General features: G+C 60.7%; 42 protein-coding genes and 1 pseudogene. 4 read left to right on the forward strand and 39 right to left on the reverse strand.

Going from position 1 to position 25,372, the window contains the following annotated elements; translation table 11 throughout:
• Positions 1-3 precede the first annotated feature (3 nt).
• Genes ACWIVK_RS00595 through ACWIVK_RS00605 form a run of 3 tightly spaced genes read right to left on the reverse strand, consistent with a single transcriptional unit; the run spans position 4 to position 2,504 of the window.
• On the reverse strand, positions 4-1,368 hold the full coding sequence (locus tag ACWIVK_RS00595; protein WP_448574602.1) for a nicotinate phosphoribosyltransferase: 1,365 nt from the start codon (positions 1,366-1,368) through the stop codon (positions 4-6).
• Between the two features lie 24 nt (positions 1,369-1,392).
• A complete protein-coding gene (locus ACWIVK_RS00600) occupies positions 1,393-2,094 on the reverse strand; it encodes an RNA polymerase sigma factor (protein ID WP_448574603.1) in 702 nt (233 codons plus the stop codon).
• Positions 2,091-2,504 (reverse strand): HPF/RaiA family ribosome-associated protein, encoded by a 414-nt coding sequence (locus tag ACWIVK_RS00605; protein WP_448574604.1) that lies wholly within the window; start codon positions 2,502-2,504, stop codon positions 2,091-2,093. The genes ACWIVK_RS00600 and ACWIVK_RS00605 overlap by 4 nt, the downstream gene beginning before the upstream one ends.
• A gap of 168 nt (positions 2,505-2,672) precedes the next feature.
• On the opposite strand from ACWIVK_RS00605, the gene ACWIVK_RS00610 reads away from it, so the two are divergent.
• Positions 2,673-3,104: an Hsp20/alpha crystallin family protein gene (locus ACWIVK_RS00610; RefSeq protein WP_448574605.1), complete on the forward strand. Its 432-nt coding sequence runs from the start codon at positions 2,673-2,675 to the stop codon at positions 3,102-3,104.
• A 71-nt stretch (positions 3,105-3,175) separates the two neighbouring features.
• On the opposite strand, the gene ACWIVK_RS00615 is transcribed toward ACWIVK_RS00610, so the two are convergent.
• Positions 3,176-4,945 carry an adenosylcobalamin-dependent ribonucleoside-diphosphate reductase gene (locus tag ACWIVK_RS00615; protein ID WP_448574606.1) on the reverse strand — a complete coding sequence of 590 codons (1,770 nt, stop codon included), beginning with the start codon at positions 4,943-4,945 and terminating at the stop codon, positions 3,176-3,178.
• A gap of 178 nt (positions 4,946-5,123) precedes the next feature.
• Here ACWIVK_RS00615 and ACWIVK_RS00620 point away from each other — a divergent pair, with 178 nt between their 5' ends.
• From ACWIVK_RS00620 to ACWIVK_RS00630, 3 genes are all read left to right on the forward strand, one after another.
• The gene (locus ACWIVK_RS00620) at positions 5,124-5,915 is read left to right on the forward strand and encodes an MBL fold metallo-hydrolase (protein WP_448574607.1); all 792 of its coding nucleotides are present in this window, start codon (positions 5,124-5,126) and stop codon (positions 5,913-5,915) included.
• On the forward strand, positions 5,912-6,829 hold the full coding sequence (locus ACWIVK_RS00625) for a P1 family peptidase (RefSeq protein WP_448574608.1): 918 nt from the start codon (positions 5,912-5,914) through the stop codon (positions 6,827-6,829). Before ACWIVK_RS00620 ends, ACWIVK_RS00625 begins: the two co-directional genes overlap by 4 nt.
• Before the next feature lie 84 nt (positions 6,830-6,913).
• Positions 6,914-7,771, forward strand: coding sequence for a sugar phosphate isomerase/epimerase family protein (locus tag ACWIVK_RS00630; protein WP_448574609.1), 858 nt, complete (start codon positions 6,914-6,916; stop codon positions 7,769-7,771).
• A gap of 56 nt (positions 7,772-7,827) precedes the next feature.
• Here the strand turns inward: ACWIVK_RS00630 and rpsI are convergent, their stop codons facing one another.
• The 35 genes and pseudogenes from rpsI to ACWIVK_RS00805 form a co-directional block, all read right to left on the reverse strand.
• The gene (gene rpsI, locus ACWIVK_RS00635; RefSeq protein WP_448574631.1) at positions 7,828-8,259 is read right to left on the reverse strand and encodes a 30S ribosomal protein S9; all 432 of its coding nucleotides are present in this window, start codon (positions 8,257-8,259) and stop codon (positions 7,828-7,830) included.
• A gap of 24 nt (positions 8,260-8,283) precedes the next feature.
• A complete protein-coding gene (gene rplM, locus ACWIVK_RS00640) occupies positions 8,284-8,721 on the reverse strand; it encodes a 50S ribosomal protein L13 (protein ID WP_448574632.1) in 438 nt (145 codons plus the stop codon).
• Between the two features lie 55 nt (positions 8,722-8,776).
• Positions 8,777-9,616 (reverse strand): tRNA pseudouridine(38-40) synthase TruA, encoded by an 840-nt coding sequence (truA, locus tag ACWIVK_RS00645; RefSeq protein WP_448574610.1) that lies wholly within the window; start codon positions 9,614-9,616, stop codon positions 8,777-8,779.
• 19 nt (positions 9,617-9,635) lie between these two features.
• Complete coding sequence (rplQ, locus tag ACWIVK_RS00650; RefSeq protein WP_015921920.1) at positions 9,636-9,989, reverse strand: 50S ribosomal protein L17; 354 nt, start codon at positions 9,987-9,989, stop codon at positions 9,636-9,638.
• A gap of 2 nt (positions 9,990-9,991) precedes the next feature.
• Entirely contained in the window at positions 9,992-10,972 is a 981-nt protein-coding gene (locus ACWIVK_RS00655; RefSeq protein WP_448574611.1) for a DNA-directed RNA polymerase subunit alpha, read from the reverse strand.
• Between the two features lie 37 nt (positions 10,973-11,009).
• A complete protein-coding gene (gene rpsD, locus ACWIVK_RS00660; RefSeq protein WP_448574612.1) occupies positions 11,010-11,663 on the reverse strand; it encodes a 30S ribosomal protein S4 in 654 nt (217 codons plus the stop codon).
• A 29-nt stretch (positions 11,664-11,692) separates the two neighbouring features.
• The gene (gene rpsK, locus ACWIVK_RS00665) at positions 11,693-12,106 is read right to left on the reverse strand and encodes a 30S ribosomal protein S11 (protein WP_448574613.1); all 414 of its coding nucleotides are present in this window, start codon (positions 12,104-12,106) and stop codon (positions 11,693-11,695) included.
• Between the two features lie 36 nt (positions 12,107-12,142).
• A complete protein-coding gene (gene rpsM / locus ACWIVK_RS00670) occupies positions 12,143-12,523 on the reverse strand; it encodes a 30S ribosomal protein S13 (RefSeq protein ID WP_448574614.1) in 381 nt (126 codons plus the stop codon).
• 11 nt (positions 12,524-12,534) lie between these two features.
• Positions 12,535-12,648, reverse strand: coding sequence for a 50S ribosomal protein L36 (gene rpmJ / locus ACWIVK_RS00675; protein ID WP_015921925.1), 114 nt, complete (start codon positions 12,646-12,648; stop codon positions 12,535-12,537).
• Positions 12,649-12,667: 19 nt separating this feature from the next.
• On the reverse strand, positions 12,668-12,913 hold the full coding sequence (gene infA, locus ACWIVK_RS00680; protein ID WP_015921926.1) for a translation initiation factor IF-1: 246 nt from the start codon (positions 12,911-12,913) through the stop codon (positions 12,668-12,670).
• Between the two features lie 63 nt (positions 12,914-12,976).
• A complete protein-coding gene (map, locus tag ACWIVK_RS00685) occupies positions 12,977-13,726 on the reverse strand; it encodes a type I methionyl aminopeptidase (RefSeq protein WP_448574615.1) in 750 nt (249 codons plus the stop codon).
• A complete protein-coding gene (locus ACWIVK_RS00690) occupies positions 13,711-14,412 on the reverse strand; it encodes an adenylate kinase (protein ID WP_448574616.1) in 702 nt (233 codons plus the stop codon). The genes map and ACWIVK_RS00690 overlap by 16 nt, the downstream gene beginning before the upstream one ends.
• Before the next feature lie 9 nt (positions 14,413-14,421).
• Positions 14,422-15,720 (reverse strand): preprotein translocase subunit SecY, encoded by a 1,299-nt coding sequence (gene secY, locus ACWIVK_RS00695; RefSeq protein ID WP_448574617.1) that lies wholly within the window; start codon positions 15,718-15,720, stop codon positions 14,422-14,424.
• Positions 15,720-16,160: a 50S ribosomal protein L15 gene (gene rplO, locus ACWIVK_RS00700; protein ID WP_448574618.1), complete on the reverse strand. Its 441-nt coding sequence runs from the start codon at positions 16,158-16,160 to the stop codon at positions 15,720-15,722. The genes secY and rplO overlap by 1 nt, the downstream gene beginning before the upstream one ends.
• A 13-nt stretch (positions 16,161-16,173) precedes the next feature.
• Entirely contained in the window at positions 16,174-16,377 is a 204-nt protein-coding gene (gene rpmD / locus ACWIVK_RS00705; protein WP_448574619.1) for a 50S ribosomal protein L30, read from the reverse strand.
• Positions 16,367-16,903: a 30S ribosomal protein S5 gene (gene rpsE / locus ACWIVK_RS00710; RefSeq protein ID WP_448574633.1), complete on the reverse strand. Its 537-nt coding sequence runs from the start codon at positions 16,901-16,903 to the stop codon at positions 16,367-16,369. The genes rpmD and rpsE overlap by 11 nt, the downstream gene beginning before the upstream one ends.
• Positions 16,904-16,940: 37 nt before the next feature.
• Positions 16,941-17,315, reverse strand: a complete 375-nt coding sequence (gene rplR, locus ACWIVK_RS00715; protein ID WP_015921933.1) for a 50S ribosomal protein L18 — start codon at positions 17,313-17,315, stop codon at positions 16,941-16,943.
• 77 nt (positions 17,316-17,392) lie between these two features.
• Entirely contained in the window at positions 17,393-17,947 is a 555-nt protein-coding gene (gene rplF / locus ACWIVK_RS00720) for a 50S ribosomal protein L6 (protein ID WP_448574620.1), read from the reverse strand.
• Positions 17,948-17,963: 16 nt separating this feature from the next.
• Positions 17,964-18,362 carry a 30S ribosomal protein S8 gene (gene rpsH, locus ACWIVK_RS00725; RefSeq protein ID WP_448574621.1) on the reverse strand — a complete coding sequence of 133 codons (399 nt, stop codon included), beginning with the start codon at positions 18,360-18,362 and terminating at the stop codon, positions 17,964-17,966.
• A 33-nt stretch (positions 18,363-18,395) separates the two neighbouring features.
• Positions 18,396-18,581, reverse strand: coding sequence for a type Z 30S ribosomal protein S14 (locus ACWIVK_RS00730; RefSeq protein WP_081433411.1), 186 nt, complete (start codon positions 18,579-18,581; stop codon positions 18,396-18,398).
• Between the two features lie 20 nt (positions 18,582-18,601).
• On the reverse strand, positions 18,602-19,168 hold the full coding sequence (gene rplE, locus ACWIVK_RS00735) for a 50S ribosomal protein L5 (RefSeq protein ID WP_448574622.1): 567 nt from the start codon (positions 19,166-19,168) through the stop codon (positions 18,602-18,604).
• Positions 19,169-19,181: 13 nt separating this feature from the next.
• The gene (rplX, locus tag ACWIVK_RS00740) at positions 19,182-19,526 is read right to left on the reverse strand and encodes a 50S ribosomal protein L24 (RefSeq protein ID WP_015921937.1); all 345 of its coding nucleotides are present in this window, start codon (positions 19,524-19,526) and stop codon (positions 19,182-19,184) included.
• A 12-nt stretch (positions 19,527-19,538) separates the two neighbouring features.
• Positions 19,539-19,907: a 50S ribosomal protein L14 gene (gene rplN, locus ACWIVK_RS00745; RefSeq protein ID WP_015921938.1), complete on the reverse strand. Its 369-nt coding sequence runs from the start codon at positions 19,905-19,907 to the stop codon at positions 19,539-19,541.
• Positions 19,904-20,263, reverse strand: coding sequence for a 30S ribosomal protein S17 (gene rpsQ, locus ACWIVK_RS00750; protein WP_448574623.1), 360 nt, complete (start codon positions 20,261-20,263; stop codon positions 19,904-19,906). Before rpsQ ends, rplN begins: the two co-directional genes overlap by 4 nt.
• Before the next feature lie 87 nt (positions 20,264-20,350).
• Positions 20,351-20,557: pseudogene (gene rpmC, locus ACWIVK_RS00755) on the reverse strand (50S ribosomal protein L29); the annotation flags it as partial.
• A complete protein-coding gene (gene rplP, locus ACWIVK_RS00760) occupies positions 20,554-20,994 on the reverse strand; it encodes a 50S ribosomal protein L16 (RefSeq protein WP_448574624.1) in 441 nt (146 codons plus the stop codon). The gene rplP and the pseudogene rpmC, both read right to left, overlap by 4 nt.
• A gap of 17 nt (positions 20,995-21,011) precedes the next feature.
• A complete protein-coding gene (rpsC, locus tag ACWIVK_RS00765) occupies positions 21,012-21,683 on the reverse strand; it encodes a 30S ribosomal protein S3 (RefSeq protein WP_448574625.1) in 672 nt (223 codons plus the stop codon).
• Positions 21,676-22,032 (reverse strand): 50S ribosomal protein L22, encoded by a 357-nt coding sequence (gene rplV, locus ACWIVK_RS00770; protein WP_448574626.1) that lies wholly within the window; start codon positions 22,030-22,032, stop codon positions 21,676-21,678. The genes rpsC and rplV overlap by 8 nt, the downstream gene beginning before the upstream one ends.
• Positions 22,033-22,050: 18 nt before the next feature.
• Positions 22,051-22,335: a 30S ribosomal protein S19 gene (gene rpsS, locus ACWIVK_RS00775; RefSeq protein WP_015921944.1), complete on the reverse strand. Its 285-nt coding sequence runs from the start codon at positions 22,333-22,335 to the stop codon at positions 22,051-22,053.
• A gap of 19 nt (positions 22,336-22,354) precedes the next feature.
• Positions 22,355-23,182, reverse strand: coding sequence for a 50S ribosomal protein L2 (gene rplB, locus ACWIVK_RS00780; RefSeq protein ID WP_448574627.1), 828 nt, complete (start codon positions 23,180-23,182; stop codon positions 22,355-22,357).
• A gap of 18 nt (positions 23,183-23,200) precedes the next feature.
• Positions 23,201-23,509 carry a 50S ribosomal protein L23 gene (rplW, locus tag ACWIVK_RS00785; protein ID WP_041436598.1) on the reverse strand — a complete coding sequence of 103 codons (309 nt, stop codon included), beginning with the start codon at positions 23,507-23,509 and terminating at the stop codon, positions 23,201-23,203.
• Between the two features lie 2 nt (positions 23,510-23,511).
• Entirely contained in the window at positions 23,512-24,150 is a 639-nt protein-coding gene (gene rplD / locus ACWIVK_RS00790) for a 50S ribosomal protein L4 (RefSeq protein WP_448574628.1), read from the reverse strand.
• Positions 24,151-24,164: 14 nt separating this feature from the next.
• A complete protein-coding gene (gene rplC, locus ACWIVK_RS00795) occupies positions 24,165-24,809 on the reverse strand; it encodes a 50S ribosomal protein L3 (RefSeq protein WP_448574629.1) in 645 nt (214 codons plus the stop codon).
• A gap of 89 nt (positions 24,810-24,898) precedes the next feature.
• Positions 24,899-25,216, reverse strand: a complete 318-nt coding sequence (rpsJ, locus tag ACWIVK_RS00800; RefSeq protein ID WP_015921949.1) for a 30S ribosomal protein S10 — start codon at positions 25,214-25,216, stop codon at positions 24,899-24,901.
• 13 nt (positions 25,217-25,229) lie between these two features.
• Positions 25,230-25,372 (reverse strand): EF-Tu C-terminal domain-related protein (locus tag ACWIVK_RS00805; RefSeq protein WP_448574634.1); only part of this gene is annotated, 143 nt, incomplete at its 5' end.

Consider the following 25,372-nt stretch of genomic DNA (forward strand, 5'->3'; position numbering starts at 1 on the left):
CGCTCAGAGTCCTTCACGCGAACGAACTCGTCGCTCTGCCTCGCTCTGCAACTGGGCCAGTCGCTCACTCAGCCGTACCGGATACCGTTCCACTGGCCGCAGCGAGCGCATCCATTCCGGGAGCCGCTGCATCTCCTCCCGATGGTGAGCCCGCGCCTGCTCGAGCGTCGACGTCTCGACGACTTCACCATTTCGCATCACTGGACGCAACAACGGTATCCAGTCCGGCCCTGGAGCTGGTTCGTCACGCAGCGCGATCAAGTCTTCGACATAACGACCATCCACACCCACTCGGCGCCAGACCTGCTTCGCGCCCACCAGTGTTCGCTTACCCGTACTCAATTTGAGCACCGGCTGCCCTTCATACTCGACTAGTTTGTAGGCCATGTCAGCGAGAGGAGCATCGGCGGACGTTCCCAACCGGGAGCCTACCCCATAGCCATCGATCGGAGCCTTCTTCGCTTCCAGTTCAGCGATCTCGTACTCGTCGAGTCCCCCACTAGCGAAGATCTCAATATCCCGGAATCCCGCACGATCGAGAATCTCGCGAACCGAGCGACTCAGTTCAGCCAGATCCCCACTGTCCAAACGGACCGCTCGGACACGACGTCCCTCCTGAGCGAGTTCACGTGCGACGATGATGGCGTGTTCGGCTCCGCGTAATGTGTCGTATGTATCGATGAGAAGTATTGGATCACCAGGATACGTGCGCGCGAAAGCCCGGAACGCTTCTAGCTCGGATGGGAACGACTCGATGTACGAGTGTGCGACCGTGCCGCTGACTGGGATGCCATACCGTTCACCGGCTAAGACATTACTCGTTGCAGCAAACCCAGCGAGATAGGCTGCTCGCGCGGCTGTCAACCCAGCATCCAGACTCGGCGTTCGTCGCAAGCCGAAATCGACCAACGTCTTACCAGGAGCGACGAGAACACAGCGAGCAGCTTTTGTTGCGACGAGCGTCGCATAGTGAACAGAATTCAACACGAGCGTCTCGATGATCTGCGCTTGATCGATCGGTGCCTCCACCTCCAGGATCGGCTCGTCTGGGAAGACGACTGTCCCCTCCTGCACTGCCCAGATATCGCCCCGAAAACGAAAGTGCACGAGCGAGTCCACAAAGCTGCGCCGCAAAACCGGAAGCGTCGTCAAGAAACGGATCGCCTCCTCCTCGAAACGAAGCTCGACGAGACGCTCCAATAATTCGGTGATTCCGGCAACCACGAAGAAGTGACGGTTCTCGGGGAACTTGCGCACGAAGAGGCTGAAAACGGCCCGGCCAGCATGACCGAGTACGTGATAGCTCGACGCCATGGTCAATTCATAGAGATCGGTCGAAAGTGCGACTTCGAGGCGCGTCGGACTCATCTTGCCCCCGATCGCACAACGAGTCTACGCTTCCAGATCTTGCCGGCGCTCGCGGAGAAGATCGGCCAGGAACTGGCGACTGGCCTCGATGATCCGCGGTACCCGCTCGACTGGTACCCCTTCGGCGAGAGCGATTTGCTCGTCCGACCAGCCATCTACCTTCAAGAGGAAAATCTCGCGCCAGCTTTCCGGCAGGCGCTCTAGTGCCTCGTCGAGAATCCGCTGCGTTTCCTCCGCCAGTACGACCTCTTCGGGAATATCAGCAGTCGGATCAGCTAAAACATCGATGAGGCGGACAACTTGGTCGGGCCATTCATCCCCCTGATACCCGATCGGCTCTTCGAGCGATCGCTCATGCTCGAGCCGACGTCGCTCCTGCTCGACGAGTTGGCGCACCACCCGGCGAGCCGTCCGTCGAAGCCATCGGTAGAGTCCGCGCTCAGGCGCCTCACGCCAATGCTGGATCGCTCGCAGAAGCACTGCATCGGTCACGTCCTGTTCATCGAGGACACCCGACGGAATGACCCCGAAAGCGACGAAGCGGCCGATTTCTCGCCGTACGAAACGCCGCAATGGCCGGTACTGTTCGGCGAGTTGGTGAGCCAGCCATTCGCGTCGCGACACACTCTCCAGATCACGATCCTGCTGAGCGATAGACTCGACATGCTCGCGCAGCCGAGCGAGCAATCGATGCCGTTCCGTATCCATCGATCCTGTCGTGCTCATCGCTCACGCTCCGGCCTCGATTCTTCCCCTTCACCGGCACTTTCCTCTTCGACCGGTGCGACCGGCGGCCGTGCCAAGCCTGGGTGAATACGCGCTCGGCGGATGAAGGGTTCATTCCGCCACTTTGCCAGTTGTCGATCCAGCTCATCGTACAGGTCATCAAAAGCATCCCGCAGGGCCTGTGCCGGGTTTTGCCCCTCACCCTTCGCCACGATGTCTGGACCAGGAATCCGAAGATGCAGCTTGGCAACATAGGTATCGCTCCGTTGCAAGTGCTCGACCGTGATATCGAGCAACTTGAGGTCGTCATCCAAGTCGGCGAGCTTCTTCTCCAAGACCCGTATTTCCCGCTCGACGATGTGATTCACCTTGTCCTGACTCACCCCGAGATCGTGATAACGGATGCGCATCGTCTGTCCCTCCCGTGTCACTCCCCACCAGGAACGGGGCATACATCGTGCCACACAGCATACCTGATCGCCGTGTCGACTTGCCCATCTTCACGTGTCATCCGCTGTGCGGTATCCTTTGAACGGTATCAGCTGGTTGGCGGCCAGTACAGAGGGAGGGAAGGTGCCATGAGCATCACTGCATGGAATCCCTGGCGCGAACTCGAAACGATGCGCGAACGGGTCGACCGCCTGTTCAGCGAACTCGCTCGTTGGCGAGGGGGCGAAGAACTCGGTATTCCCATCGATTTACAGGAGACTGACGACGCACTCATCTTGCGGGCTTCGCTCCCCGGTTTTCGCCCGGAAGATGTTTCAGTAGAAATCCGACAAGGCGTCCTGACTATTCGAGCGGAAACGAAGGAAGAGCGGGAAGAGACAAAGGGAACCTGGCACATCCGCGAACGACGCGTCGGTAGTGTCTATCGGGCAATCACGCTTCCGGTTCCGGTTCGTGAAGACGAAGCACAGGCTACGTATCAGCATGGCGTACTCGAAATTCGGATGCCGAAGGCAGAAGCAGCGGAGCGCCGTCGTATTCCTGTACAGGTTCGTTCCTGAAGCCTCCAAGCGCTTCCTTACTACGGTGACCCCGCTCTTGCGATCCACGCGGGGTCACCTTTCCGTTCGGTTCAATAGCGCGTTCGGTCTTCTGGAATCAAATCTTCACCGACACAGCTCAAACAGTGCCCGAGCACCTGGAGAACCTGACCCCGCGGTGCACCTTCGCGATAGACCGTCACGCCCTTGCAACCCAACTCATGCGCGAGCAGAAATGCTCGGCGGACATCATCGCGTGTTGCCTCGTACGGGAGGTTGATCGTCTTGCTGACTGCGTTCTCGACGTGGCGCTGCACCGCGGCTTGCACCCTGATATGCTCTTCCGGACTGATTTCGGTCGCAACACGGAAGAGTCGCCGGAGTTCCTCCGGCAAATCGGTCCGATGACCGATCCTTCCAGTGACTTCGATCTCGCGGATCAGTGCTGGATCGTGCTTCCCGATCCGACTCAGCTCGCGCAGGAAGAGCGGATGCGGCTCGACTATGCCCACGAACTCGCCGACATGACGGTACGCCAGCGCATAAAGTGGCTCGATCCCGCTGCTGCATCCAGCGATGATGCTGATGCTTCCCGTCGGCGCGACAGTCGTAACGGTCGCGTTGCGCCGTGGTGGTTCCCCCCGAGCAGCATAGCGACTGATCGGAAAATTCGGAAACGGTCCCCGCTCCTCAGCCAATTGACGGCTCGCTTCGACCGCGGCAGCCTGCACCAAACCCATTACTCGATCAGCCACCGCAACGGATTCGTCCGACCCATACGGAATTCGGAGTGCCAACAGAAGGTCAGCGAACCCCATGATGCCGAGTCCCACTTTTCGATTCGCCCGACAGATCGTCTCGATTTCCACCTTCGGGTAACGGGATACCTCCACCATATTGTCCAGGAAGCGAAGAGCCAGGCGAGCTGCCTCCTGCAGACCTGCTTCGTCGAGAAAAGCTCGATCGCCGCGTTCGACAATGAACGCACGCAGATTCAAAGACCCGAGAACGCACGCTTCCCATGGATGCAGGGGTACTTCTCCGCACGGGTTGGTCGCCTCGAGCGGTCCGAGCGCCGGCAGCGCGTTATCGTGCTGGATTCGGTCGTAAAAGAGCAGCCCAGGATCACCGACTTCCCATGCCGCGTCGACCATGGCATCGAACAACTCACCAGCGTTCGCTTGCGCGAAGGGACGTCCCGTTCGGGGATTGATCAAAGCGATCTCGCGTCGCTCCACAGCTGCCCGCAGAAAAGCATCGGTTACGAGAACGGAAAAATTGAAGCGAGAGAAGAGAGCGGGATTCCGCTTGGCATCGATGAACTCGCGCACGTCAGGGTGGTCACAACGCAAGACGGCCATGTTCGCGCCGCCACGAACACTTTCGGTCGCGATCACGTCGCTCGCGACATCGAAAATGCGAATGAAGGAAACCGCCCCCGACGACGGGCGACGGGTCGAACGGACAAGGTCTCCGCGCGGTCGGAGATGAGAAAAGGAAAATCCTGTCCCACCACCGGTCTGCTGAATCTTCGCAGCGTCCCGCACCGCACCGAAGATTCCATCCAAGGAGTCAGGAACTGGTATGACGAAACAGGCGAAAAGCTGCCCGAGCTCCGTTCCCGCGTTGATCAATGCTGGAGTATTAGGAAGAAAGCGCAGCGTAGTCATAAGTTCATAGAACTTTTCGGCAATTTCTGCGCTGCGTGGGCCTCGCGGGAAAGCATCCTCCGCCGCGGCAACCGCTCGAGCGACGCGCCAAAAGAGCTCTTCCTCGGTCTCGACGATTCGGCCCTCTTCGTCCCGACGGAGATAGCGGAGGCGGAGCAACGATCGAGCAGAATCGCTCAACTCCAGCGACATCGGCTCACCTCCCTACTGCATATCGCTCGTATCATGCCACTAGGGGTTCATTGCTCCCAAGGACCTTGCGCGTGGCCCTGTGTTCCGCGCTGTCTGCCAGGACAGGCTGTCATACTGCTCGGCAGCTCGTCGTGACAAAGTGACCAGGATCGAGGCGACCCGAAGGAAAGGAGATCCTGTGAAGGTAACCGTCCTAGGCGGCAGTGCCGCTGCCCCCAATCCGGGACAAGGTTGCAGCGGCTATCTTCTCGAATGCGAAAGAACGAGCCTGCTCGTCGATTGCGGTCCCGGGATCTTGCCGTCCTTGCTCCGATACCGACGCGTGGACAATCTCGATGCGATCGTGCTCTCACACCTCCATCAGGATCACGTGTTGGACATCGTTCCGATGCGGTACGCGTTGAAGTACGCCCCCGCACTGCACCGACGCCGCATCCCACTCTGGGTACCGCCGGGAGGGTCGCTCTTTCTCGAACGCCTGGCCCAGGTTCTGGCGGTCGGGAGCGAAGCTGCTGATTCCTTCTTCGCCGAAACGTTCGAGATCGCAGAATTCGATCCGCACGCCGGGCTCGAAATCCTCGGCTGGCAAATTCGTTTTCATCCGACCCGGCACTGGATCCCGTGTTGGGCTTTTCGCCTCACCTGCCCTCACGCAACGGTCGTCTATACAGCTGATACTGGCTGGGACGACACGCTCCCATCGTTTGCCTATGGAGCTGACTTACTCATCGCAGAGGCGACCTTGGCAGTCGAGAACGATCCCAACGCACGAAGCGGTCATCTGACCGCGTCAGATGCAGCAATGCTCGCAACGCTCGCCCATGTGCCCACGCTCCTCTTGACACACTACTGGGAACCGTTCGATGAGGGAACCATTCGGTCGCTCGTACAGCGATCGTTCTCTGGTTCAGTGCTGATCGCTCGAACCGGTTTGATCGTCGATCTCGGGCCGAAAGGAGAGATAGGGTGACGGCACCACGCTCCGTACCCGGTTTCTCGCTCGGTCACTGGACGCATCCCTCAGGACAGACCGGTTGTACGGTGATCCTCGCCGAACGTCCAGCGCTCGCTGCTTCTGATGTCCGGGGTGGTGCTCCGGGAACACGCGAAACCGAACTCATGAGACCCGGCAGCCTCGTCCGCCATGTCGATGCGGTCTTGCTGACAGGTGGAAGCGCATTTGGACTGGCAGCCGCTGAGGGCGTCGTGCGGTGGCTACACGAGCATGGTCGCGGCTTTCCGACCGACGTCGCACCCGTGCCGATCGTCGCCGCTGCCGTCCTCTACGACCTGACTGGTCCAGAGGTACTCTTTCCCGATGCGAGCGCGGGTTACGCAGCGTGTGCTGCCGCGATTCCGGAGGCCTGGTACTCGGGACGCTTGGGAGCAGGTGCCGGAGCGACCGTGGGGAAATTGCTCGGCCGCGCCCATGCCAGCCCGACCGGGATCGGGAGTGCACTCCTCCGAGTGGGAGGACACGTCATCGGTGCCTTGGCCGCAGTCAACGCGATCGGTGAGATCGTCGATCCGGCGACTGGGATAATCCGTGCGGGTATCCGCAGTCGAGACGGTACCTGGCTCGAGAGTCGCACGGTGCTCCTGGCTGGCCATCCACCGGCCCCGGGACTCGGAACGAACACGACACTCGTCGTCGTTGCCACGAACCACCCGGTCGATCATGACACTCTCTACCGTATGACTGTTGCCGCACATGATGCGATCGCTCGCACCATTCGACCGGCACATACGATCTTCGATGGTGATACGGTTTTCGCACTCGCGAGTGCGGAGACGAACGCAGTCGATCCAGCTGAAGTCCTCCGCATTTGCACGGCGACCGAAATTGTTGTCGAACAGGCAATTCTCGCGAGTATCCCGAAATGAGAGAATGAGCGAGTGAGCAGTCTCCTTGCGGTCACCGGGTGCTAGACTAGCAGAGGTAAAAAAGTGAACCGGAGCAGCCTTCCTATGGAGATTCTCATTTCGACAGGTTCACTGCCGTGGCTTCCCCTGCCTGCTCGATTGCAACTCATTCGCGAAGCCGGTGCCGACGGTGCCGAACTGCTTCTCCGACGCCGTCCTCGCGAACGGGAGGCTGAGACGATTCGGGAAATCAGCCGAGAGAGCAGGCTGCCGGTTCGTTCGCTCCACTCGTTGCTTCGCTTGCGCTCTGTGCCACCCACTATCCACGCAGCGGATCTGGAGAGTTCAGCCCGGCTGGCTGCCGAACTCCCTCGATGCGCGATCCTCGTCGTTCATCCGCCGATCGGCGCAGAACGCGAACTCTGGACGACAGTCATGAGGAGAATCGAGCGTTCATCCCCAGAGCATCTTCGAATCGGTCTGGAAACTCCAGGACAGCTTCGACGAAGCCAAAGACCTGTTCCATTCGACAATGTTGAATTTCTCGTGCGTTACGCCGAGGAATGGGATCTCGGCATTGTGTTCGATACTGCACACGCGGCGAGTCTCGGATGGGATTTGCAAGCAGCCCTCGCACTTTGCTTGCCTCGACTCGTGAACGTCCACCTGAGCGATGCCAGTGACCGCGACTGGCGGATTGGTTTCCTCAACTCGATCGTCCGCGACCATCGCTGTCCGGGAGACGGGACCCTGCCCCTGCGTCAGCTTCTCCAATTTCTCCGCGACCAGAACTACCGTGGTTTCGTCACGCTGGAGCTGAGTCCGCTCGCGCTTTTCTCGCTTCGTCGCGGCTCGATCGTCCGTGTGCTCCAGAAAGCGATCGCCTTCGTCTGCGAGGCCATCGGAGAGCCGGCATCTGGCCGATCATCTTCTGGAAGCGAACCACCGACGAGAAGACGCTGAGGTCACTCACCCCAGCGCTTCCCTTCCCCGACGTCCATGAGGCGCTCACCAGTCGACTATCGCTTGGTGTACTGCGGTGCCTTGCGCGCCCGCTTGAGTCCTGGCTTCATCCGCTCCTTGACACGCGGATCGCGCGTGAGCAACCCAGCACGCTTCAGGACAGGTCGCAATTCGGGATTGAAGCGGAGAAGCGCTCGTGCAACGCCGTGACGCACGGCACCGGCCTGCCCAGAGATCCCACCCCCGACAACCCGTGCACGAATGTCGAAGTGGTCCTGCAATCCTGTCAGTCGCAGAGGCTCGGTGATCATCACGCGATAAAGTAGGCGGTTGCCGAAGTACTGGGAAGCCGGCCGCCCGTTGATGAGAATTTGTCCACTGCCAGGATAAAGACGAACCCGCGCCACAGCAGTCTTTCGTCGACCGAGCCCGTAGTAATATTGCGGTTTGGTACTAGTCGGCTGCGATGCACGCGCCGTTTCGACCACGAGTCTCACGCTCCTCTCGTCGCATCAACCCTCCAAATGGAGGACTTCCGGCTTTTGTGCCTCGTGCGGATGATTGGGCCCCGCGTACACCTTGAGTTTACGGAACAGCTGGCGGCCCATCGGCCCCTTCGGCAACATGCGCCGCACGGCGAGCTCGATCGGCCGTGTCGGATGCTTCGCGATCATGTCTCGGAAGCTGATCAACTTGAGCCCACCAGGGTACTGCGAATGACGCCAGTAGACTTTGTCGCGCTCCTTCGTTCCCGCGAGACGCACCTTTTCCGCATTGATGACGATCACAAAGTCGCCCACGTCGGCGTGCGGTGTGTACTGTGGCTTGTGCTTGCCGCGGAGAATCGCCGCGATTTGGCTCGCAAGGCGACCGAGTCGCTTCCCTTCCGCGTCGACAACCCACCACTTCCGCTCGACTTCTCCCGGTTTGGCCATATAGGTTCGCTGCAGGTACCGTCGCTTCTTCGCTTTCACCGCCATCGTTCATCCCTCGCTCTCGGAGGCATTACCCACGAATCTCTTCGTCTGCCCGCGAAGCGGGCGTAGCCAATACAACGTCTTCAGGATAGCGAACTCTCCACAGGACCAGGCCACTCGGCGGGGCGGGCGGTGGTGCTGCGCGCCGATCGCAGCGCTCGAGCAGCTCGGCGATCCAGCTCGGTTCCGCCGCTCCCATCCCCACCCGCACCAATGCAGAGACCATCGTACGCACCATTTGGGGCAAGAAACCGTTGGCACGGACTCGAAATTCGATGAGCCGCGCGCTCGAACCAACTGGCTCCACCACCGGACTGAGTAGATGCCATTCTGCCATGGTAATTGTCCGGACGCGGGGGGTCGTCGCTTTGGGTCCTCCGAGGCCGTGCCCGGCAAAGGAGCGAAAGTCATGGCTTCCCAGAAAAAGCCGAGCCGCTTCCTGCATTGCACGAAGGTCGAGGAGTCCAGCAAATCGCCAGACGAAACGCCGCAGGAAAAGCGGCGGTTGGTCTCCCTGCCAGATACGATAACGATACTCGCGGTCCACAGCCCAGCGTCGCGCGTGGAAACCGGCCGGCATGCGAGCCACCCGGTAGACCACCACATCCTCCGGCAACCATGCTTGGAGCGCTCGCGCCAGTGTCGCCTCGTCATGGCGCCAGCACAGGTCGAAGCTCGCCACTTGGCCAACCGCATGCACTCCCGCATCCGTGCGACCCGCCAAAGCGACGCGGACCGGCTCACCAGCCAGCCGCGCCAAGGCGTCCTCCAAGACCCCCTGTACGGTGCGCAGCCCCGGCTGTCGCTGGGACCCACTGAACGCAGTGCCCTCGTACCCGAAATCGAGCCGATAGCGTTGCAGCACCATACAGCGGTCATCGCGTCCATCAGGCGACGAACTCGATCAGCGCCAACGGGGCGCCATCACCGCGTCGTTGACCGATCCGGTAGATGCGGGTGTATCCACCCGGTTGTCCGACAAACCGTGGCGCGATGACGTCGAAAAGTTTCGCCACGGCACGCTGGTCACCCAGCTGCGCCCACGCGAGCCGGCGATGATGATCGGTATCCTCACGAGCCAGCGTTACGAGTCGCTCGACGATCGGTTGGATCGTCTTGGCCTTGGCCAGCGTCGTCGTCATGCGTTCATGAAGGATCAAGGACACCGCCAGATTCCGGAAGAGGTTTTTCCGCGGATTGGTTCGGCGTCCGAACTTCCGTCCTGCTTTCCGATGACGCACGCTCAGTCCTCCTCACCTTCTCCAGCACCGACCCCGACCTCGGGGACCGCACCGGAGAAAAGCGGCCCCTCGGTGTAGCCGTTCTCCTGCAAGCGTTCCCGGAGTTCCTGAAGCGCACGCGGACCGAAGTTCCTGATTCCGAGAAGCTGGTCGGGTCGCATCGCCAGGACTTGTCCGACACGCTCGATGCCTCGCGCACGAAGAGCATTGAGTACGCGTTGGGATAGCCCGATCTCCGAGAGAAGCCGCGTATCGTCGACGTGCGCGACGCTCCACTCCTCCGCAGGTTCCTCAGCACCCTCGCTTTCGAACTCAGCGATCCATCGTGCATGCTGGACGAGAATGCGGGCAGCCTCCACCAGCGCTTTCGCCGGCTCGACTGTTCCGTCGGTGACGATCTCCAGGATCAACCGGTCGTAATCCGTCGCGCCTCCGACCCGCGTGTGCTCCACGACATAGTTCACCTTGAGGATAGGCGTGAAGATGGCATCGATCGGTATTTCACCGATCGAGCGAATCTCTTGCGCCTCTGCCGGCAGGTAACCTCGGCCGCGCCCGATCCAGAGATCCATCTCGAGGCGCGCCTGATCATTGTCGAGCGTGGCGATGACATGATCAGGATTCACCACCTCGACCTCGGCCGGCCAGTCCACATCACCTGCTCGCACGACGCCCTCACCCTGGGCGAAGAGGGTCGCGCGCGTCTCGCGGAACTCAGTGACCGCACGCAGGCGCACACCCTTGAGATTGAGCACGATCTCCGTGACGTCCTCCCGGACCCCTTCGATCGTCGAAAATTCATGCCACACGCCTGCGATCCGGATCCGTGTAATCGCCGCCCCCGGCAAGGAGCGCAGCAGAATGCGCCGGAGCGCATTGCCGAGCGTCGTCCCATAACCGGGTTCCAACGGCTCGACGACGAACCGCCCATAGGTCGGTCCAGCATGGGTTTGAATGACTCGCGGTCGCGCAAAGTCGAGCACGAATCTCGCCTCCCCGAGCGTCTGTTCCCTCTGACGTTCAGCGCCGGCTGTAGTATTCGACGACGAGCTGCGTGTTCACCGGCGGGATATCGATCTCGTCCCGCGTCGGGAGACGAAGCACGCGGCCACTCATCGTCTCCAAGTCACGGCTCAGCCAAGCCGGTACTGCCTTGTTCTTGGCCGTTTCCTCCAGTACCTTGAAATACTCGCGGCGCCGACTCTCCGGGCGTACCGCGATGATATCGCCAGGTCGCACCTGGTAGGAGGGAATGTCCGTCTTCCGGCCATTGACGAGAAAATGCCCGTGGCGAACCAGCTGGCGGGCTTGGCGGCGCGAGTCGGCAAATCCCAGCCGGTACACAACATTGTCGAGCCGCGACTCGAGGATTTGCAGAAGGTTGTCACCCGTCAAACCCGGGCGACGCTCCGCTTCGTCGAAGTGCCGCCGGAATTGCCGCTCCAAAATCCCGTAGATTCTCTTCAGTTTCTGTTTCTCGCGCAGCTGTAGCGCGAACTCCGATGGTCGGCGCGCTGCTCGCTGCACCGGTCCATGCTGCCCCGGTGGATAGTTTTTGTTGGGGTGGCGTTTGACGATCGGGCACTTGGGCCCGAAACAACGCTCACCCTTCAAATAGAGTTTGACCCCTTCCCGTCGGCACAGACGACAAACTGGTCCGATGTATCGCCCCATCGATCCTCCTTCATTGCATGATCATGGCACTATGTGCGTCGTCGCTTGGGTGGCCGGCACCCGTTATGGGGAACCGGCGTGATGTCGGTAATGGACATCACTTGCAGGCCGGCGGCCGCCAACGCCCGGATGGCCATTTCTCGCCCCGCACCGGCGCCCTTCACGTAGACATCGACTTGCCGCATGCCGTGCTCCATCGCTTTGCGCGCTGCATTCTCAGCAGCCACTTGGGCGGCATAGGGCGTGCTCTTGCGCGTCCCCTTGAAGCCACTCGAGCCTGCGCTCGACCACGCGATGACGTTCCCATTGGGATCGGTCAGAGTGACGATCGTGTTATTGAAGGTGGCATGAATATAGGCACGACCGCGCGGTATGTTCTTGCGTTCGCGTCGCCGCGGTCGAGCCGCACCACCGCGCGCTGCGCCTCGTCGCCGATCAGCCATCGCTCGCTGGCCCCTTTCCGAACCTGCCGCTCACGATCAAGCCTGCTTACCCTTCTTCTTCACACCGATCCGCGGCCGTGGCCCCTTCCGCGTTCGCGCGTTCGTGCGCGTGCGCTGGCCACGTACCGGAAGTCCCATGCGATGGCGAAGCCCACGATAACAACCGATATCGATCAACCGCTTGATGTTCATCGCCACCTGACGCCGGAGGTCTCCCTCCACGACCATTTCCTTCTCGATGATGTCGCGGAGGCGCTGGACTTCGTCATCCGTGAGATCACGCACTTTGGTCCAGGGATCGATGCCCGTGCGCTCCAAAATTTTCCGCGCGGTCGTCCAACCGATGCCATAAATGAGAGTCAAGGCGTACTCGATTCGCTTGTCACGCGGAAGATCGACACCAGCGATGCGCGCCATCGCGTTCCCCCTTATCCCTGTCGTTGCTTGTGCTTGGGGTTCTCGCAGATTACTCGCACGATGCCATGCCGCCGGATGATCCGGCACTTCGCACAGCGCCGCTTGACCGATGCCGAGACCTTCATGCTGTCACCATCTCCCTTCTCACAAGCGTTCTTCTTCGCGAGTCGGTCCCCGAAGTCGATAGGTGATTCGCCCCCGCGTCAAGTCGTACGGCGAGAGCTCGACACGGACGCGGTCACCGGGCAGAATACGGATGAAATGCATCCGCAACCGCCCGGAAACGTGCGCCAGCACCTCGTAGCCATTGTCCAGTTGCACGCGAAACATCGCGTTCGGCAACGCTTCGGTGACCGTCCCTTCGACTTCGATGACATCCTTCTTCGGCACAAGACACCCCACTCACGCGCGATCGCTCGCACGCATCACAAACACGAACTATACCACAGCCAATTACGGCTGCGTGAGAACCATCGGTCCATTGTCACGAACCCAGACTGTATGCTCGAAATGCGCTGCCAGAGAACCATCCAACGTCACGACCGTCCACCCGTCCCGTAGGATCCGCGTCTTGCCGCTCCCGGCAGCAATCATCGGCTCGATCGCGAGCGTCATGCCGGACCGGAGGAGCGCGCCCTCGCCCGGCTGTCCGTCGTTCGGTACCGACGGCTCTTCATGGAGCGCACGCCCAACTCCGTGCCCAGCATAGCCTTCGATCACAGCGAATCCTGCGCGTCGGATCACCCCGGCAATCGCTGCACCGATGTCCCCGACATGCTTACCCGGCCATGCTCGAGCGAATCCGGCCCAGAAAGCTTCTTCGGCAACAGCAACGAGTCGCTCGGTTACCCGACTTCCTCGCCCCACGACCACGCTGATCGCTGCGTCCGCGCACAACCCCTGCCACTCGACGCCCACATCGAGCTTCAGAAGATCCCCGTCGCGCAGGACTCGTCGCCCCGGGATTCCATGTAAAACCTGCTCGTTGACTGATGTGCAGATATGCGCTGGAAAACCGCGGTAACCGAGAAACGCGGATCGTCCACCCTCCCGAGCCATCACTGCCGCCGCCAGGCGATCGAGGTCATTCGTCGTCACTCCCGGTCGTACGTGCTCTCGCAGTTCCTCGAGAACGAGGGCGACGATCTGCCCAGCACGTCGCATAGCGTCGATTTCGCGCAGCGACTTCAGGACGATCGGCATGGGCTCTGTGCGAGTCGCGACTCCAACGCGACGAGGAGATCGTGCGTCACCGCATCGATAGACCGATTCCCGTCGATGTCGATGACCAAATCCCGACGACGGTAATAGTCCAGCAGGGGAGCCGTCTGTTGCTCGTACGTGTCGAGGCGTCGCGTGATGGCTTCCGGCGTATCGTCGCTGCGCTGCATGAGCGCTCCGCCGCAGCGATCACAGACCCCGGCGACGCGCGGTGGCGAGAAGCGCACGTGATAGGTTGCGCCACACGTTCGACAGATCAGGCGACCACTCAACCGCTCGATGAGCACCTCACGCGGTACCGCCAAGTGCACGACCGCAGCGATGAGGTCTCCTCGCTCCGTCAGAACCCGATCGAGCGCTTCCGCTTGTGCGAGATTCCGTGGATAGCCATCGAGGAGTGCACCGCGAACCTGATCCCCCTGCTCCCGCTCGAGTTCATCGAGCCGAGCCAACAAGACGCGCAACGTCAATTCATCCGGAACCAGCGCACCACGATCATAATAGCTACGAACCTCGCGTGCCAGATCGTCGTCGCGCGTCATCAACTGCCGGAAGAGATCACCAGTCGCAACATGCACCAATCGCAAAAGCGGAGCGAGACGCGCTGCCTGGGTACCCTTCCCTGACCCCTGGGGACCGATCAGAATCACGTGACAGCGCCCAGCCACCCGTCCCCCCTACCGGATGAATCCTTCGTAATTGCGCATGAGGAGCTGCGCTTCCAACTGTCGCATCGTATCGATCGCCACACCAACGACGATCAGGAGCGAGGTAGAACTGAGAAAAAGCACCGTCACGCCGGTGATCTTCGCGACGATATACGGAAGGACCGCCACAACTCCCAGGAACAGTGCACCGATCAACGTGATGCGCATGAGCACCTTGGTCAAGTACTCATCGGTTGCGCGTCCGGGTCGAATTCCCGGTATGAAAGCACCTTGACGCTGAAGCGTTTCGGCTATGTTTTGCTGCTGAAATAAGATCATCGTGTAGAAATACGTGAATGCGACGACCATGACAAAGTAAGCGATCTGATAAGGCAGGCTATTGGGATCGAACACGCGTGCGATGCCGTTAGCGAGATCACGCAACCAGGTAATCTCGGAGGTCGCTAAGAAATTCGCGATCATCCCCGGTAACAACAAGATGCTGATAGCGAAAATGAGCGGAATCATGCCAGCGGAGTTGACCTTGAGTGGAATGTAGGTCATCCCTCCACCGTAGACGCGCCCCCGCCGGACACGGCGGGCATGCTGGACTGGGATACGCCGCTGCCCTTCCGTGATCAGGACGATCCCGACGATGATCAGGAGACCGATCGCCAAAAAGGCGACCGTGCCGATCAGGTTTTCGGACAACGTGCCGCCGGTGACGAGGCGAGCCACGGAGCTAGGTAGTTGCGCCACGATTCCGCCCAAGATGATGATCGAAACGCCGTTGCCGATACCGTTCTCGGTGATCAGCTCACCGAGCCACACGAGAAACACGGTACCGGCCGTCAATGTCAAAAGAAGCGCGAAACTTCGCAGCCAGGTCGCACTGTCGAAGAGCCCGAAATCTCGCAGCACCCCCGCACTACTCATGAGCGCGGCATGCCCGTACGCCTGGAGCAGCGCCAAGGGCACAGTCAGCCAGTGCGTGTACTGGTTGATCTTCGCGCGACCGAGAGCCCCCTCCTTAGAGAGTTCGGTCAAACGCGGGATCACTGGCGTGAGGAGCTGCATGACGATCGAGGCCGTGATGTACGGGTAAACTCCGAGTGCAACGATCGAAAAGTTCGTCAGTGTACTACCAGAAAAGAGATTGAGCACGCCCAGAAACTGGTTCGTCTCCAGCAATTGTCGAAGAGCCTGCTGGTCCACACCGGGAACCGGGATGGTCGCGACAAAACGAAAAATGATGAGAATTCCCAATGTAAAGAGCAATTTGCGCCGGAGATCAGGGAGCTTGAAGGCGCTGACCAGTGCTTCGAGCATCAGCTGATGACCTCCACCGTACCACCAGCAGCAAGAATTTTCTGCCGAGCGCTCTCCGAGAAAGCATGAGCTTGGACGTGAAGCGGACGCGTCACGTCACCGTCACCGAGAATCTTGACCGGCGCCCCTTTCTCGCGCACGAGACGAAAAGAGCGCAGGACGTCCGGCGTGATCACTCCTTCATAGGGCAGTTCGTTCAAGCGGCCGACATTGACCACCTCGTAAACGATCTTGAAGGGATTCTTGAAACCGCGCATGCGGCCGAGACGCAGGTACAGCGGGTTCTGGCCGCCTTCGAAACCGGGACGTACTTTGCTGCGCGCCTTTTGCCCCTTGGTTCCTCGGCCTGCCGTCTTTCCCTTCCCGGCCGCGATCCCGCGTCCGACACGCGTTTTCGGTCGCCGTGATCCTGGCGCTGGTTTTAGCTCATGCAACTTCATCGCGGTCCTCCGTTTATTCCGAGGAAGCTCCCTCGAGTTCCTCTACACGCACGAGGTGCTGAACTTTTGCGATCATCCCACGTATGGTGGGTGTATCCGGGTGCTCGACACTCTGATGCAGCTTGCGCAGTCCGAGCGAGCGCAATGTTTCCCGTTGCTCGCGTCGATAGCCGATTGCGCTCTTGACGTAGGTAATGCGCAATAGCTTACTGGCCATCGCTCTCCACCCGCTTCCGTCGACCACGCAGTACTCGTTCGACCGGGAGTCCTCGGCGCGCCGCAACTTCTTCCGGCGATTCCAGTTGGCTGAGCGCCAAGAGCGCAGCCTGCGTCACATTGACGGGGTTGTTGCTCCCGTGCGTCTTGGCGATCAGATCCTTGATCCCAGCCGCCTCCGCGACCGCGCGAACCCCGGCACCAGCGATCACTCCAGTGCCCGGTGCGGCTGGCTTCATCAGTACCCGCGTCGCCTTGAATTTGACTTCCACCTCGTGCGGGATGGTAGTCCGATCCAGTGGGACCTCGATCAGATGCTTTTTGGCATTTTCGACTGCCTTGCGGATCGAGTCGGGAACTTCCGTCGCCTTTCCGATCCCGACTCCGACATGCCCTTGACCGTCTCCGACCACCACCACACTTCGGAAGTGGAAGCGCCGTCCTCCCTGCACCACCTTCGCCACGCGGGCGATCTGGATGACACGCTCGCGAAGCTCGCCGAGACGACTTGCGTCGATTCGTCGCATCTCTTTCAGGACCGGCATCGTTCCCCACGCCCCTCGATCAGAACTGCAATCCGGCAGCACGGGCACCGTCAGCGAGCGCCTTCACGCGCCCATGGTACTTGTAGCCTCCACGGTCGAAGACCACCCGAGTGATCCCTTTGGCCAGTGCGCGCTCGCCCACCACTTGCCCGACGATCCGCGCCTCCTCGATTTTGGGGTGCGGATCAGGGAATCGCTCTCGCACCTCTTTCTCGAGCGTCGAAGCAGCGACCAGCGTGTGCCCACGCGTATCGTCGATGATCTGTGCGTAAATATGTTTGTTGCTCCGGAAGACGTTGAGACGCGGCCGCTCGGGAGTGCCGAAAACCTTGGCACGAACCCGCAGATGCCGCCTCTTGCGCGGCGATAACCGTCGCTTGAACTGAAAGCGCATCGTTTTCCTCCACCCTGATGCTCGCTACTCGATCCCCGTCCAGCGACGCTTTCGAGTAGCCCACCGAATGCCCGAGGCTACTTCTTACCCTTCGTCTTACCCGTCTTACCTGCCTTGCGTCGGATTACCTCACCCGCGTACCGGATGCCCTTACCCTGATAGGGCTCTGGGGGACGAACCCGACGGATCTGCGCTGCGACCTCGCCGACTAACTGCTTGTCGATACCGACGACACCGATCCGCGTCGGCGACTCCACGACAAAGCTGATACCCGGCGGCGGGTCGATCCGTACCGGGTGGGAGTACCCGACGTTGAGCACCAGAGTCTTGCCCTCGAGGGCAGCACGGTAACCGACACCATGAATCTCCAGATCTTTTCGGAATCCTTCAGTTACCCCCTGCACCATATTGGCGATCAAGGTACGGTACAGTCCGTGGAGCTGCTTGTAAAAACGTTCATCGGATGGGCGCTGAACCTGCACCACCCCGTTTTCCCGCTGAACGATCATCTTGGGGTGAAGTCGCAGCTCCAGCTGTCCCTTCGGTCCGATCACGCGGACGACATTGTCCGGGGTGACCTCGACTTGGACTCCAGCTGGTATCGCAATGGGTCGCTTGCCGATGCGAGACATCGGTCGCCTCCTACTCTCAGAACACCGTACAGATGATCTCGCCACCGATGCCGCGGCGGCGTGCCTCCGCATCGGTCATCACGCCTTGCGACGTCGTCAGAATCGCGATCCCAAGCCCCCCCTTGACGCGCGGGATCTCGTCTTTGCCGACGTAGATCCGCAGTCCGGGCTTGGAAACCCGCTCGATTTCGCGAATGACCGGTCGCTTGTCCGGTGTGAACTTGAGGCGGATCCGCAGAATGGGCCGCGGGTGAGCCGGTTCGACCGCATAGTCGGCGATATAGCCTTCCTCTTTGAGGATACGCGCGATCTCGACCAGCATCTTCGACGCCGGCATGGTCGCCTCTGCCTTCCGGCCCATTCCAGCATTGCGGATGCGCGTCAACATGTCTCCGATCGGATCTGTGATGGTCATGACGCTCATGCCCCGCTTTCTCTCAGCCGCACACTACCAACTCGCCTTCTTTACGCCGGGCAGCTTACCCATCGAGGCGAGTTGCCGGAAACAGATGCGGCACAAACCGAACTTCCGCATGTACGCCCTCGGACGCCCACACAACTTGCAACGATTGCGGTGGCGCACCGCGTACTTCGGCGTCTTGAGCGATGCAACGATCTTCGCCTTGCGTGCCATTGTCTTCTCGCTCTCTTCGATCAGTCACGAAACGGCATTCCTAACAGCTCCAATAAGCGCCTGGCTTCCCGATCGGTTCGCGCGGTCGTCACGATCGTGACCTCGAGCCCGCGCACCTTGTCGATCTTGTCGTAGTCGACCTCGGGGAAGACCAGTTGCTCGCGGAGTCCCAAGGTGTAGTTCCCTCTGCCATCGAACGACTTGGGAGAGACACCGCGAAAATCGCGGATGCGCGGCAGTGCGATGGCGATCAACCGATCGAGAAAATCCCACATCCGATTGCCGCGCAAGGTGACCATCACGCCGATCGGCATACCCTTCCGCAGGCGGAAGGCGGCGATCGACTTTCGGGCTCGCGTCACGACGGGACGCTGTCCAGTGATCGCCGCCAGGTCGTTCATCGCATGATCGATCGCCTTCTGATTCGAGACAGCCTCCCCCAAGCCGATATTGAGCACGATCTTTTCCAGACGCGGCACGGCCAAGCGGTGCGGGTAGCCGAACTCTTCCATCAGCTTCGGTACCACCTCTTCCCGATACAACCGCTTCAGCCGCGGCTCGACTCGTTCATGCACCTCAGCCGTCATCGCTCTTTCGCCTTCACTTCGTTCGCCGATGCAGAGCAGGCTTTTCGATCACCTGCTGGCACTTCTTGCAATAACGCACTTTCTCGCCGGTCTCCGTAAAACGGAAGCCTACTCGTGTGGGCTTCCCACAGTGCGGGCAGATGAGCATGACCTTCGAGACATGGATCGGCGCTTCCATCTCGATGATGCCTGCCTGCCGCACTCCCGGAATAGCCCGCTGGTGTTTTTTGACGATGTTGACACCCTCGACGATGACGCGATCTTCCCGCGGAAGATTCTGGCGCACGCGACCGCGTGCCCCCCGATCTTTCCCGCGGATTACGATCACTTCATCGCCTGTCACGATCTTCTCTGCCATACCTGGCACCCCTCACCACACTTCCGGCGCCAGTGAGATGATGCGCATGTAGTGCTTCTCGCGCAGTTCCCGCGCGACCGGTCCGAAGATTCGCGTTCCCCGGGGTTGCCCCTGCGGAGTCACCAGCACCGCTGCGTTGTCGTCGAACTTGATATAGGATCCGTCCTTACGCCGGTATTCCTTCTTCGTCCGGACGATGACCGCGTACACCACGTCGCCTTTCTTGACGGCCGCATTCGGCTCGGCCTTCTTCACCGATGCGACGATCAGATCTCCCACGGTTCCGTAGCGGTGCTTGGAGCCTCCGAGAACGCGAATGCACATGATCTCCTTGGCGCCGGTATTATCGGCGACGACCAGCTTCGAGAGAGGTTGGATCATGCTTCCACCTCACCCTCTCGCTCGCGTTCCTCGATCAGCTCCGCCTGAACCTCCGGTGTCGCCCGCTCCAGAATCCGGCGAACGACCCACCGCTTCAACTTGCTGATCGGCCTCGTCTCTTCGATCAGAACGAGATCCCCGATCCGGCACAAGTTGTATTCGTCGTGCGCGTAGAACTTGCTCGTGCGGCGCACCGTTTTCTTGTAGAGTGGGTGGCGCCGCCAGTAATCGACCGCCACGACGACAGTCTTATCCATTTTATCCGAGACCACACGCCCTACCTTGGTCAAACGTCGCTTCTCCCGCTGCGGTTGGGCCGCTCCCGGTTCCCGAGTCTCACCCGTGTGGCCGTCCACTCGGCATCACCCCTTTCGCTGCTGCTGCGCAAGCTGTTCTCGTCGCTTCCGCCGCTCGCGCCGGGTCAACTTCGGTGGCGGAAGCAGTCCCTGTTCTGCCAAACGAGCCCGCTCTCGTTCACTGAGAATCGTCAAGATGCGCGCGATATCCTTGCGCGCCTTGCGGATCGCTGCGGTATCCTTCAGTTGGCCGAGTGCCGCGGCAAACCGGAGGTCGCGCACCTGGTCGCGCAGCTCCTCCAGCTTCTGCCGAAGTTGATCGTCCGTCAGCGCACGGAGCTCCGCTGGTTTCATGACGCCTCCTCCTCAGCCGCTTCACCGGGGCGCTCGCGCTTGACGATCCGGCAACGGCACGGCAACTTGTGAATCGCCCGGGTCAGCGCCTCCAGCGCGAGTTCCTCGCGCACGCCAGCGAGCTCGAACAGGATGCGACCCGGCTTGACGACATCCATCCAGTATTCTGGGTTACCCTTTCCACTCCCCATCCGTGTCTCAGCCGGCTTTTTGGTGACCGGCTTGTCGGGGAAGACTCGAATCCAGACCTTTCCGCCACGGCGCACAGCATTGGTGATCGCACGCCGTGCCGCCTCGATCTGCTGCGCCGTCACCCATGCCGGCTCCAAAGCCTGGATTCCATAGTCTCCGAAAGCGAGAGTGTTACCTCGCCAGGCGATTCCCTTCGTGCGATACCGGTGTTGTTTGCGATGCTGTACTCGACGTGGCATCAACATCGGTCGAGCTCCCTCGTCTACTCAGCGACGACACCCGCCGCCACCGGCGGTCGCGCTTCTGGCAGCACATCACCGTGATAGATCCATACCTTGACGCCGATCTGGCCATAGATCGTCGGAGCATGGACGACAGCATAGTCGATGTTCGCGCGGATCGTATTGAGCGGTACCCGACCAACGATCTCCCAGACCATGCGCTTCATCTCCGCACCGCCCAACCGACCCTTGACGCGAATTTTGACCCCTTTGGCCCCGGCCCGCATCGCAGCCGCAGCCGCATGCTTCATCGCACGCCGATAGGAGACTCGCCGCGTGATCTGCTCCGCAATGCTTTCCGCCACCAAACGCGCATCGAGTTCCGGCTTGCGGATCTCCTGGATATTGAGATGCACCTTCTTGCCGACGCGTGACTCCAACAGTTGGCGCAACCGCTCGACATTTGCGCCCTGCTTCCCGATCACCACTCCAGGCTTTGCGGTATGGATCGTGACATCGACACGATTCACCGCCCGCTGGATCTCGATGCGCGAAATTCCAGCCCGCGGCAACTCACGATGCACTAACTCCCGAATGTCGAGATCCTCGTGCAGCTGCTCGCGGTACTGCCGATCTTTCTCGGCGAACCATTTCGATTCCCAATCGTGAACGATCCCGAGGCGAAAGCCGATCGGGTTGACTTTCCTACCCACGCGGCGCTCCCTTCTCCGGCAACTCATCGAGAATGACCGTGATGTGCGACGTGCGGCGCCACTTGCGACCGACGCGTCCGCGCGCGTGGGGCTGCCAGCGCTTGTACCGCGGCCCCTCGTCCACATAGATGCGCTTCACATACAGGCGATCCGGATCGAGATCATAGTTGTGCTCGGCATTGGCTGCTGCCGAGCGGAGCAGTTTCAACGCGATCGGTGCTGTCTTCTGCGGCAGCACCTGCAGGACCGCCATCGCGTCGCGCAGCGGCTTACCGCGAATCACGTCGATGACCATTCGCGCTTTCTTCGGCGATACCCGCACCTCGCGTACCATGGCTCGGACTTCCATCGCACGCTCCTTCTCACCTCATCGACGCCGGGTCGTCCGTTCGGCGTCCTTGCCATGACCGCGATAGGTTCGGGTCGGCGCGAACTCCCCGAGCTTGTGCCCGACCATCTGCTCGGTGATGTAGATCGGCACGTGCCGGCGCCCATCGTGCACCGCGATGGTGTGGCCGACCATCTCGGGGAAAATCGTGCAATCCCGAGCCCACGTGCGGATGACCCGGCGCTCCCCTGTCCGGTTGAGCTCGTCGATCTTCTTCTTGAGTTTGGGATCGATGTACGGTCCCTTTTTCGACGATCGACCCATCGTTCATCCTCCTCGCCGGCTAGGCCTCATAGCGCCGCCGGATGATGAAGCGATCCGATTTCTTGTTCCGGCGCGTGCGCTTGCCGAGCGCCGGCTTGCCCCACGGAGTCTTGGGCGGCATGCCGCGTGGTGCCTTCCCTTCACCACCACCATGCGGGTGATCGCGCGGTGTCATCGCCGACCCACGCACCGCCGGTCGCCACCCCATATGGCGCTTGCGTCCGGCTTTGCCGATGCTCACGTTCTGGTGGTCCAAGTTCCCGACCTGCCCGATGGTTGCCATGCAGTCCGCATGAACCATACGAATCTCACCCGAGGGCAAGCGCAGGTGGACATAGTTATCGACCTTCGCGACAACCTGCGCCACGGCACCGGCCGCCCGCACCAGTTGACCTCCCCGCCCAGGATAGAGTTCGACATTGTGCACCTGGGTACCGAGAGGAATCTCCCGCAGCGGGAGTGCATTCCCGACTCTGATAGGTGCCCCCGGACCGGACTGGACAATATCACCCACTTTCAGACCCAAAGGAGCGAGAATATAGCGCTTCTCGCCATCGACGTAGTGAAGAAGCGCGATGAATGCCGTCCGGTTCGGATCGTACTCGATCGCTGCCACCTTAGCCGGAATGCCCCACTTGTCGCGGCGAAAGTCGATGATCCGATAGAAGCGCTTGTTTCCACCGCCGCGATGTCGCGTCGTGATCACACCGCGGTTGTTCCGCCCGGCGTGCTTCTTGAGTGGCTCGATCAGTGACTTCTCTGGCTCTTCTTTAGTGATCTCCTCGTAAGTGAGCACCGACATATTGCGGCGCCCGGGTGTCGTCGGTTTGTAGACTTTGATCGGCATCGCCGCACCTCAGCTCCGTCACAACTGGCTGAAGAGGTCGATCGTGTAACCCGGCTCCAAGGTCACGATCGCCTTCTTCCACGAACGTTCGCGTCCCACGATGGGAACGCCACCCCCCTTGCGCATCCGCCGGCGAACTTTTCCGCGGACATTCATCGTGTTGACCTTCTTGACCTTCACATTGAATGTCCGCTCGATCGCCTCTTTGATCTGGATCTTGTTCGCCTCCGGATGAACCTCGAACATGTACTGATTCATCTCCATCAGGCGCGTATTCTTCTCTGTGATGAGCGGGCGTCGAATGATTTCCTGGTATGGCAGTTCCATGATCACGCCCCCTCTTGTGCCCAAAGGCGGTGAATCACTTCCACCGCTTCCGGCGTCAGAATCATGCGCTCGTACTTCAGCCCATCGCGAATGTTCATGTTGTGCGCGACGAGAACTTTCACGTCCTCGAGATTGCCGGCCGCTCGACGGACATTGTCTCGACGCTGATCCACCACGATCAGTGTCGACCGCGCCGTCGCGAGCGGAAGCCGTTGCAGAACGCCCTTCATCACTTTCGTCTTGGGCTCGATATCGGTCAAGCCACGAACGACGACAATTTGGTTCTCCCGCTGCTTGACCGAGAGCAACGAGCGAATGGCCAACCGGCGCATTTTCTTCGGCATTTTCTGCCGATACGAGCGGGGGTGTGGACCCCACACCACACCGCCACCCTTCCAGTGCGGTGCACGGATGCTGCCCTGGCGCGCTCGTCCCGTCCCCTTCTGACGCCACGGCTTCCGGCCGCCTCCACGAACCTCACCGCGCGTCTTGGTATCGTGCGTCCCGGCTCGGGCATTCGCCAACTGGCGCACCAAGGCTTGGTGCATCACCGGAATATTCGGCGTGATGCCGAAGACCGAGTCAGCCAACTCGATCTGGTCGACTGCTCGCCCCTCGAGGTCATAGACCGGAACCTGCATCGATGCCCCCTCCATCACGCCGTTGCCTTCGCGCGCCGCTGCTTCACCGCATGGCGGACGATCACCAGGCCATTCGGATGTCCCGGCACTGCCCCCCGCACGAGGAGCAGATTCCGCTGTGGGTCGACACGCTCCACCCGCAGGTTTTGCACCGTGACTCGCACCGGTCCCATCCGGCCGGCCATCCGTTTCCCCTTGTGCACCCGTCCAGGATCCGTCGTCGGACCGATCGATCCAGGCGCACGGTGACGATCGGACTGACCATGGGTCTTGGGACCGCCGGCGAAGCCGTGACGTTTGACTCCACCTTGGAATCCCCGACCCTTGCGCCAGCCGATAACGTCCACCAGCTGGCCAGGCTGAAAGATCGTACAATCGATGACCTGGCCGACCTGGAATCGAGTGGCATCGTCGACGCGGACTTCTTTCAAGTAACGCGGCGATGCGCCCGATGCCCGGAGATGTCCTTGCATCGGACGATTGTGGCGCTTGCGGTGCCCAAAGCCGAGCTGGACCGCTTGGTACCCATCCCGATCGGTTGTCTTGACCTGTGTCACGACACAGGGACCCACCTCCAGGACGGTGACCGGGATAGCCCGTCCCTCATCGTCGAAAATTTGGGTCATCCCCAGTTTGCGTCCCAAAAGCCCCTCGATCATCGGCTCTCCTCTTCCTCACTGGTGGCTCCAGACACTCCAACGTGCCCTCGCCACTCTGCGAGCATGATCTGGAGCGCGGTCTCCCACGCTCAGAGCTTGATTTCGATGTCCACACCGGCCGGGAGCGTCAGCCGCATGAGAGCCCGGATCGTGGATGGACTCGGTTCGAGCACATCGATCAAGCGTTTGTGCGTCCTGATTTCGAAGTGCTCCTGCGAGTCCTTATCGATGAACGGCGAGCGGATCACGGTGAACCGCTCGATCCGGGTCGGCAACGGAATCGGCCCGGCGACCTTCGCACCGGTGCTTTCCGCTGTCTCCACGATCTGCCGTGCTGACTGGTCCAGAATCCGGTGATCGTGCGATTTCAGTCGGATGCGTATACGCTGCGTCGGTCTCCGCGACATCGCCGACCACCCCTCACTTGATGATCTTGGTCACGACGCCGGCGCCGACCGTGCGGCCACCTTCCCGGATGGCAAAGCGCGACCCTTCCTCCAACGCCACCGGCTTGTCCAACTCCACCCGCAGCCGCACGTTGTCCCCCGGCATCACCATCTCCA

The organism is Thermomicrobium sp. (assembly GCF_053493975.1).

Excerpts from the sequence above, each read along its gene's own strand:
- ACWIVK_RS00595 (WP_448574602.1), bottom strand. The coding sequence starts at position 1,368 with ATGAGTCCGACGCGCCTCGAAGTCGCACTTTCGACCGATCTCTATGAA.
- ACWIVK_RS00600 (WP_448574603.1), bottom strand. The coding sequence starts at position 2,094 with ATGAGCACGACAGGATCGATGGATACGGAACGGCATCGATTGCTCGCT.
- ACWIVK_RS00605 (WP_448574604.1), bottom strand. The coding sequence starts at position 2,504 with ATGCGCATCCGTTATCACGATCTCGGGGTGAGTCAGGACAAGGTGAAT.
- ACWIVK_RS00610 (WP_448574605.1), top strand. The coding sequence starts at position 2,673 with ATGAGCATCACTGCATGGAATCCCTGGCGCGAACTCGAAACGATGCGC.
- ACWIVK_RS00615 (WP_448574606.1), bottom strand. The coding sequence starts at position 4,945 with ATGTCGCTGGAGTTGAGCGATTCTGCTCGATCGTTGCTCCGCCTCCGC.
- ACWIVK_RS00630 (WP_448574609.1), top strand. The coding sequence starts at position 6,914 with ATGGAGATTCTCATTTCGACAGGTTCACTGCCGTGGCTTCCCCTGCCT.
- truA (WP_448574610.1), bottom strand. The coding sequence starts at position 9,616 with ATGGTGCTGCAACGCTATCGGCTCGATTTCGGGTACGAGGGCACTGCG.
- rpsD (WP_448574612.1), bottom strand. The coding sequence starts at position 11,663 with ATGGGGCGATACATCGGACCAGTTTGTCGTCTGTGCCGACGGGAAGGG.
- rpsK (WP_448574613.1), bottom strand. The coding sequence starts at position 12,106 with ATGGCTGATCGGCGACGAGGCGCAGCGCGCGGTGGTGCGGCTCGACCG.
- rpsM (WP_448574614.1), bottom strand. The coding sequence starts at position 12,523 with ATGGCGCGCATCGCTGGTGTCGATCTTCCGCGTGACAAGCGAATCGAG.
- rpmJ (WP_015921925.1), bottom strand. The coding sequence starts at position 12,648 with ATGAAGGTCTCGGCATCGGTCAAGCGGCGCTGTGCGAAGTGCCGGATC.
- map (WP_448574615.1), bottom strand. The coding sequence starts at position 13,726 with ATGCCGATCGTCCTGAAGTCGCTGCGCGAAATCGACGCTATGCGACGT.
- secY (WP_448574617.1), bottom strand. The coding sequence starts at position 15,720 with ATGCTCGAAGCACTGGTCAGCGCCTTCAAGCTCCCTGATCTCCGGCGC.
- rplO (WP_448574618.1), bottom strand. The coding sequence starts at position 16,160 with ATGAAGTTGCATGAGCTAAAACCAGCGCCAGGATCACGGCGACCGAAA.
- rpmD (WP_448574619.1), bottom strand. The coding sequence starts at position 16,377 with ATGGCCAGTAAGCTATTGCGCATTACCTACGTCAAGAGCGCAATCGGC.
- rpsE (WP_448574633.1), bottom strand. The coding sequence starts at position 16,903 with ATGCGACGAATCGACGCAAGTCGTCTCGGCGAGCTTCGCGAGCGTGTC.
- rplR (WP_015921933.1), bottom strand. The coding sequence starts at position 17,315 with ATGCGCTTTCAGTTCAAGCGACGGTTATCGCCGCGCAAGAGGCGGCAT.
- rplF (WP_448574620.1), bottom strand. The coding sequence starts at position 17,947 with ATGTCTCGCATCGGCAAGCGACCCATTGCGATACCAGCTGGAGTCCAA.
- rpsH (WP_448574621.1), bottom strand. The coding sequence starts at position 18,362 with ATGACCATCACAGATCCGATCGGAGACATGTTGACGCGCATCCGCAAT.
- ACWIVK_RS00730 (WP_081433411.1), bottom strand. The coding sequence starts at position 18,581 with ATGGCACGCAAGGCGAAGATCGTTGCATCGCTCAAGACGCCGAAGTAC.
- rplE (WP_448574622.1), bottom strand. The coding sequence starts at position 19,168 with ATGACGGCTGAGGTGCATGAACGAGTCGAGCCGCGGCTGAAGCGGTTG.
- rplX (WP_015921937.1), bottom strand. The coding sequence starts at position 19,526 with ATGGCAGAGAAGATCGTGACAGGCGATGAAGTGATCGTAATCCGCGGG.
- rplN (WP_015921938.1), bottom strand. The coding sequence starts at position 19,907 with ATGATCCAACCTCTCTCGAAGCTGGTCGTCGCCGATAATACCGGCGCC.
- rplP (WP_448574624.1), bottom strand. The coding sequence starts at position 20,994 with ATGTTGATGCCACGTCGAGTACAGCATCGCAAACAACACCGGTATCGC.
- rplV (WP_448574626.1), bottom strand. The coding sequence starts at position 22,032 with ATGGAAGTCCGAGCCATGGTACGCGAGGTGCGGGTATCGCCGAAGAAA.
- rpsS (WP_015921944.1), bottom strand. The coding sequence starts at position 22,335 with ATGGGTCGATCGTCGAAAAAGGGACCGTACATCGATCCCAAACTCAAG.
- rplB (WP_448574627.1), bottom strand. The coding sequence starts at position 23,182 with ATGCCGATCAAAGTCTACAAACCGACGACACCCGGGCGCCGCAATATG.
- rplW (WP_041436598.1), bottom strand. The coding sequence starts at position 23,509 with ATGGAACTGCCATACCAGGAAATCATTCGACGCCCGCTCATCACAGAG.
- rplD (WP_448574628.1), bottom strand. The coding sequence starts at position 24,150 with ATGCAGGTTCCGGTCTATGACCTCGAGGGGCGAGCAGTCGACCAGATC.
- rplC (WP_448574629.1), bottom strand. The coding sequence starts at position 24,809 with ATGATCGAGGGGCTTTTGGGACGCAAACTGGGGATGACCCAAATTTTC.
- rpsJ (WP_015921949.1), bottom strand. The coding sequence starts at position 25,216 with ATGTCGCGGAGACCGACGCAGCGTATACGCATCCGACTGAAATCGCAC.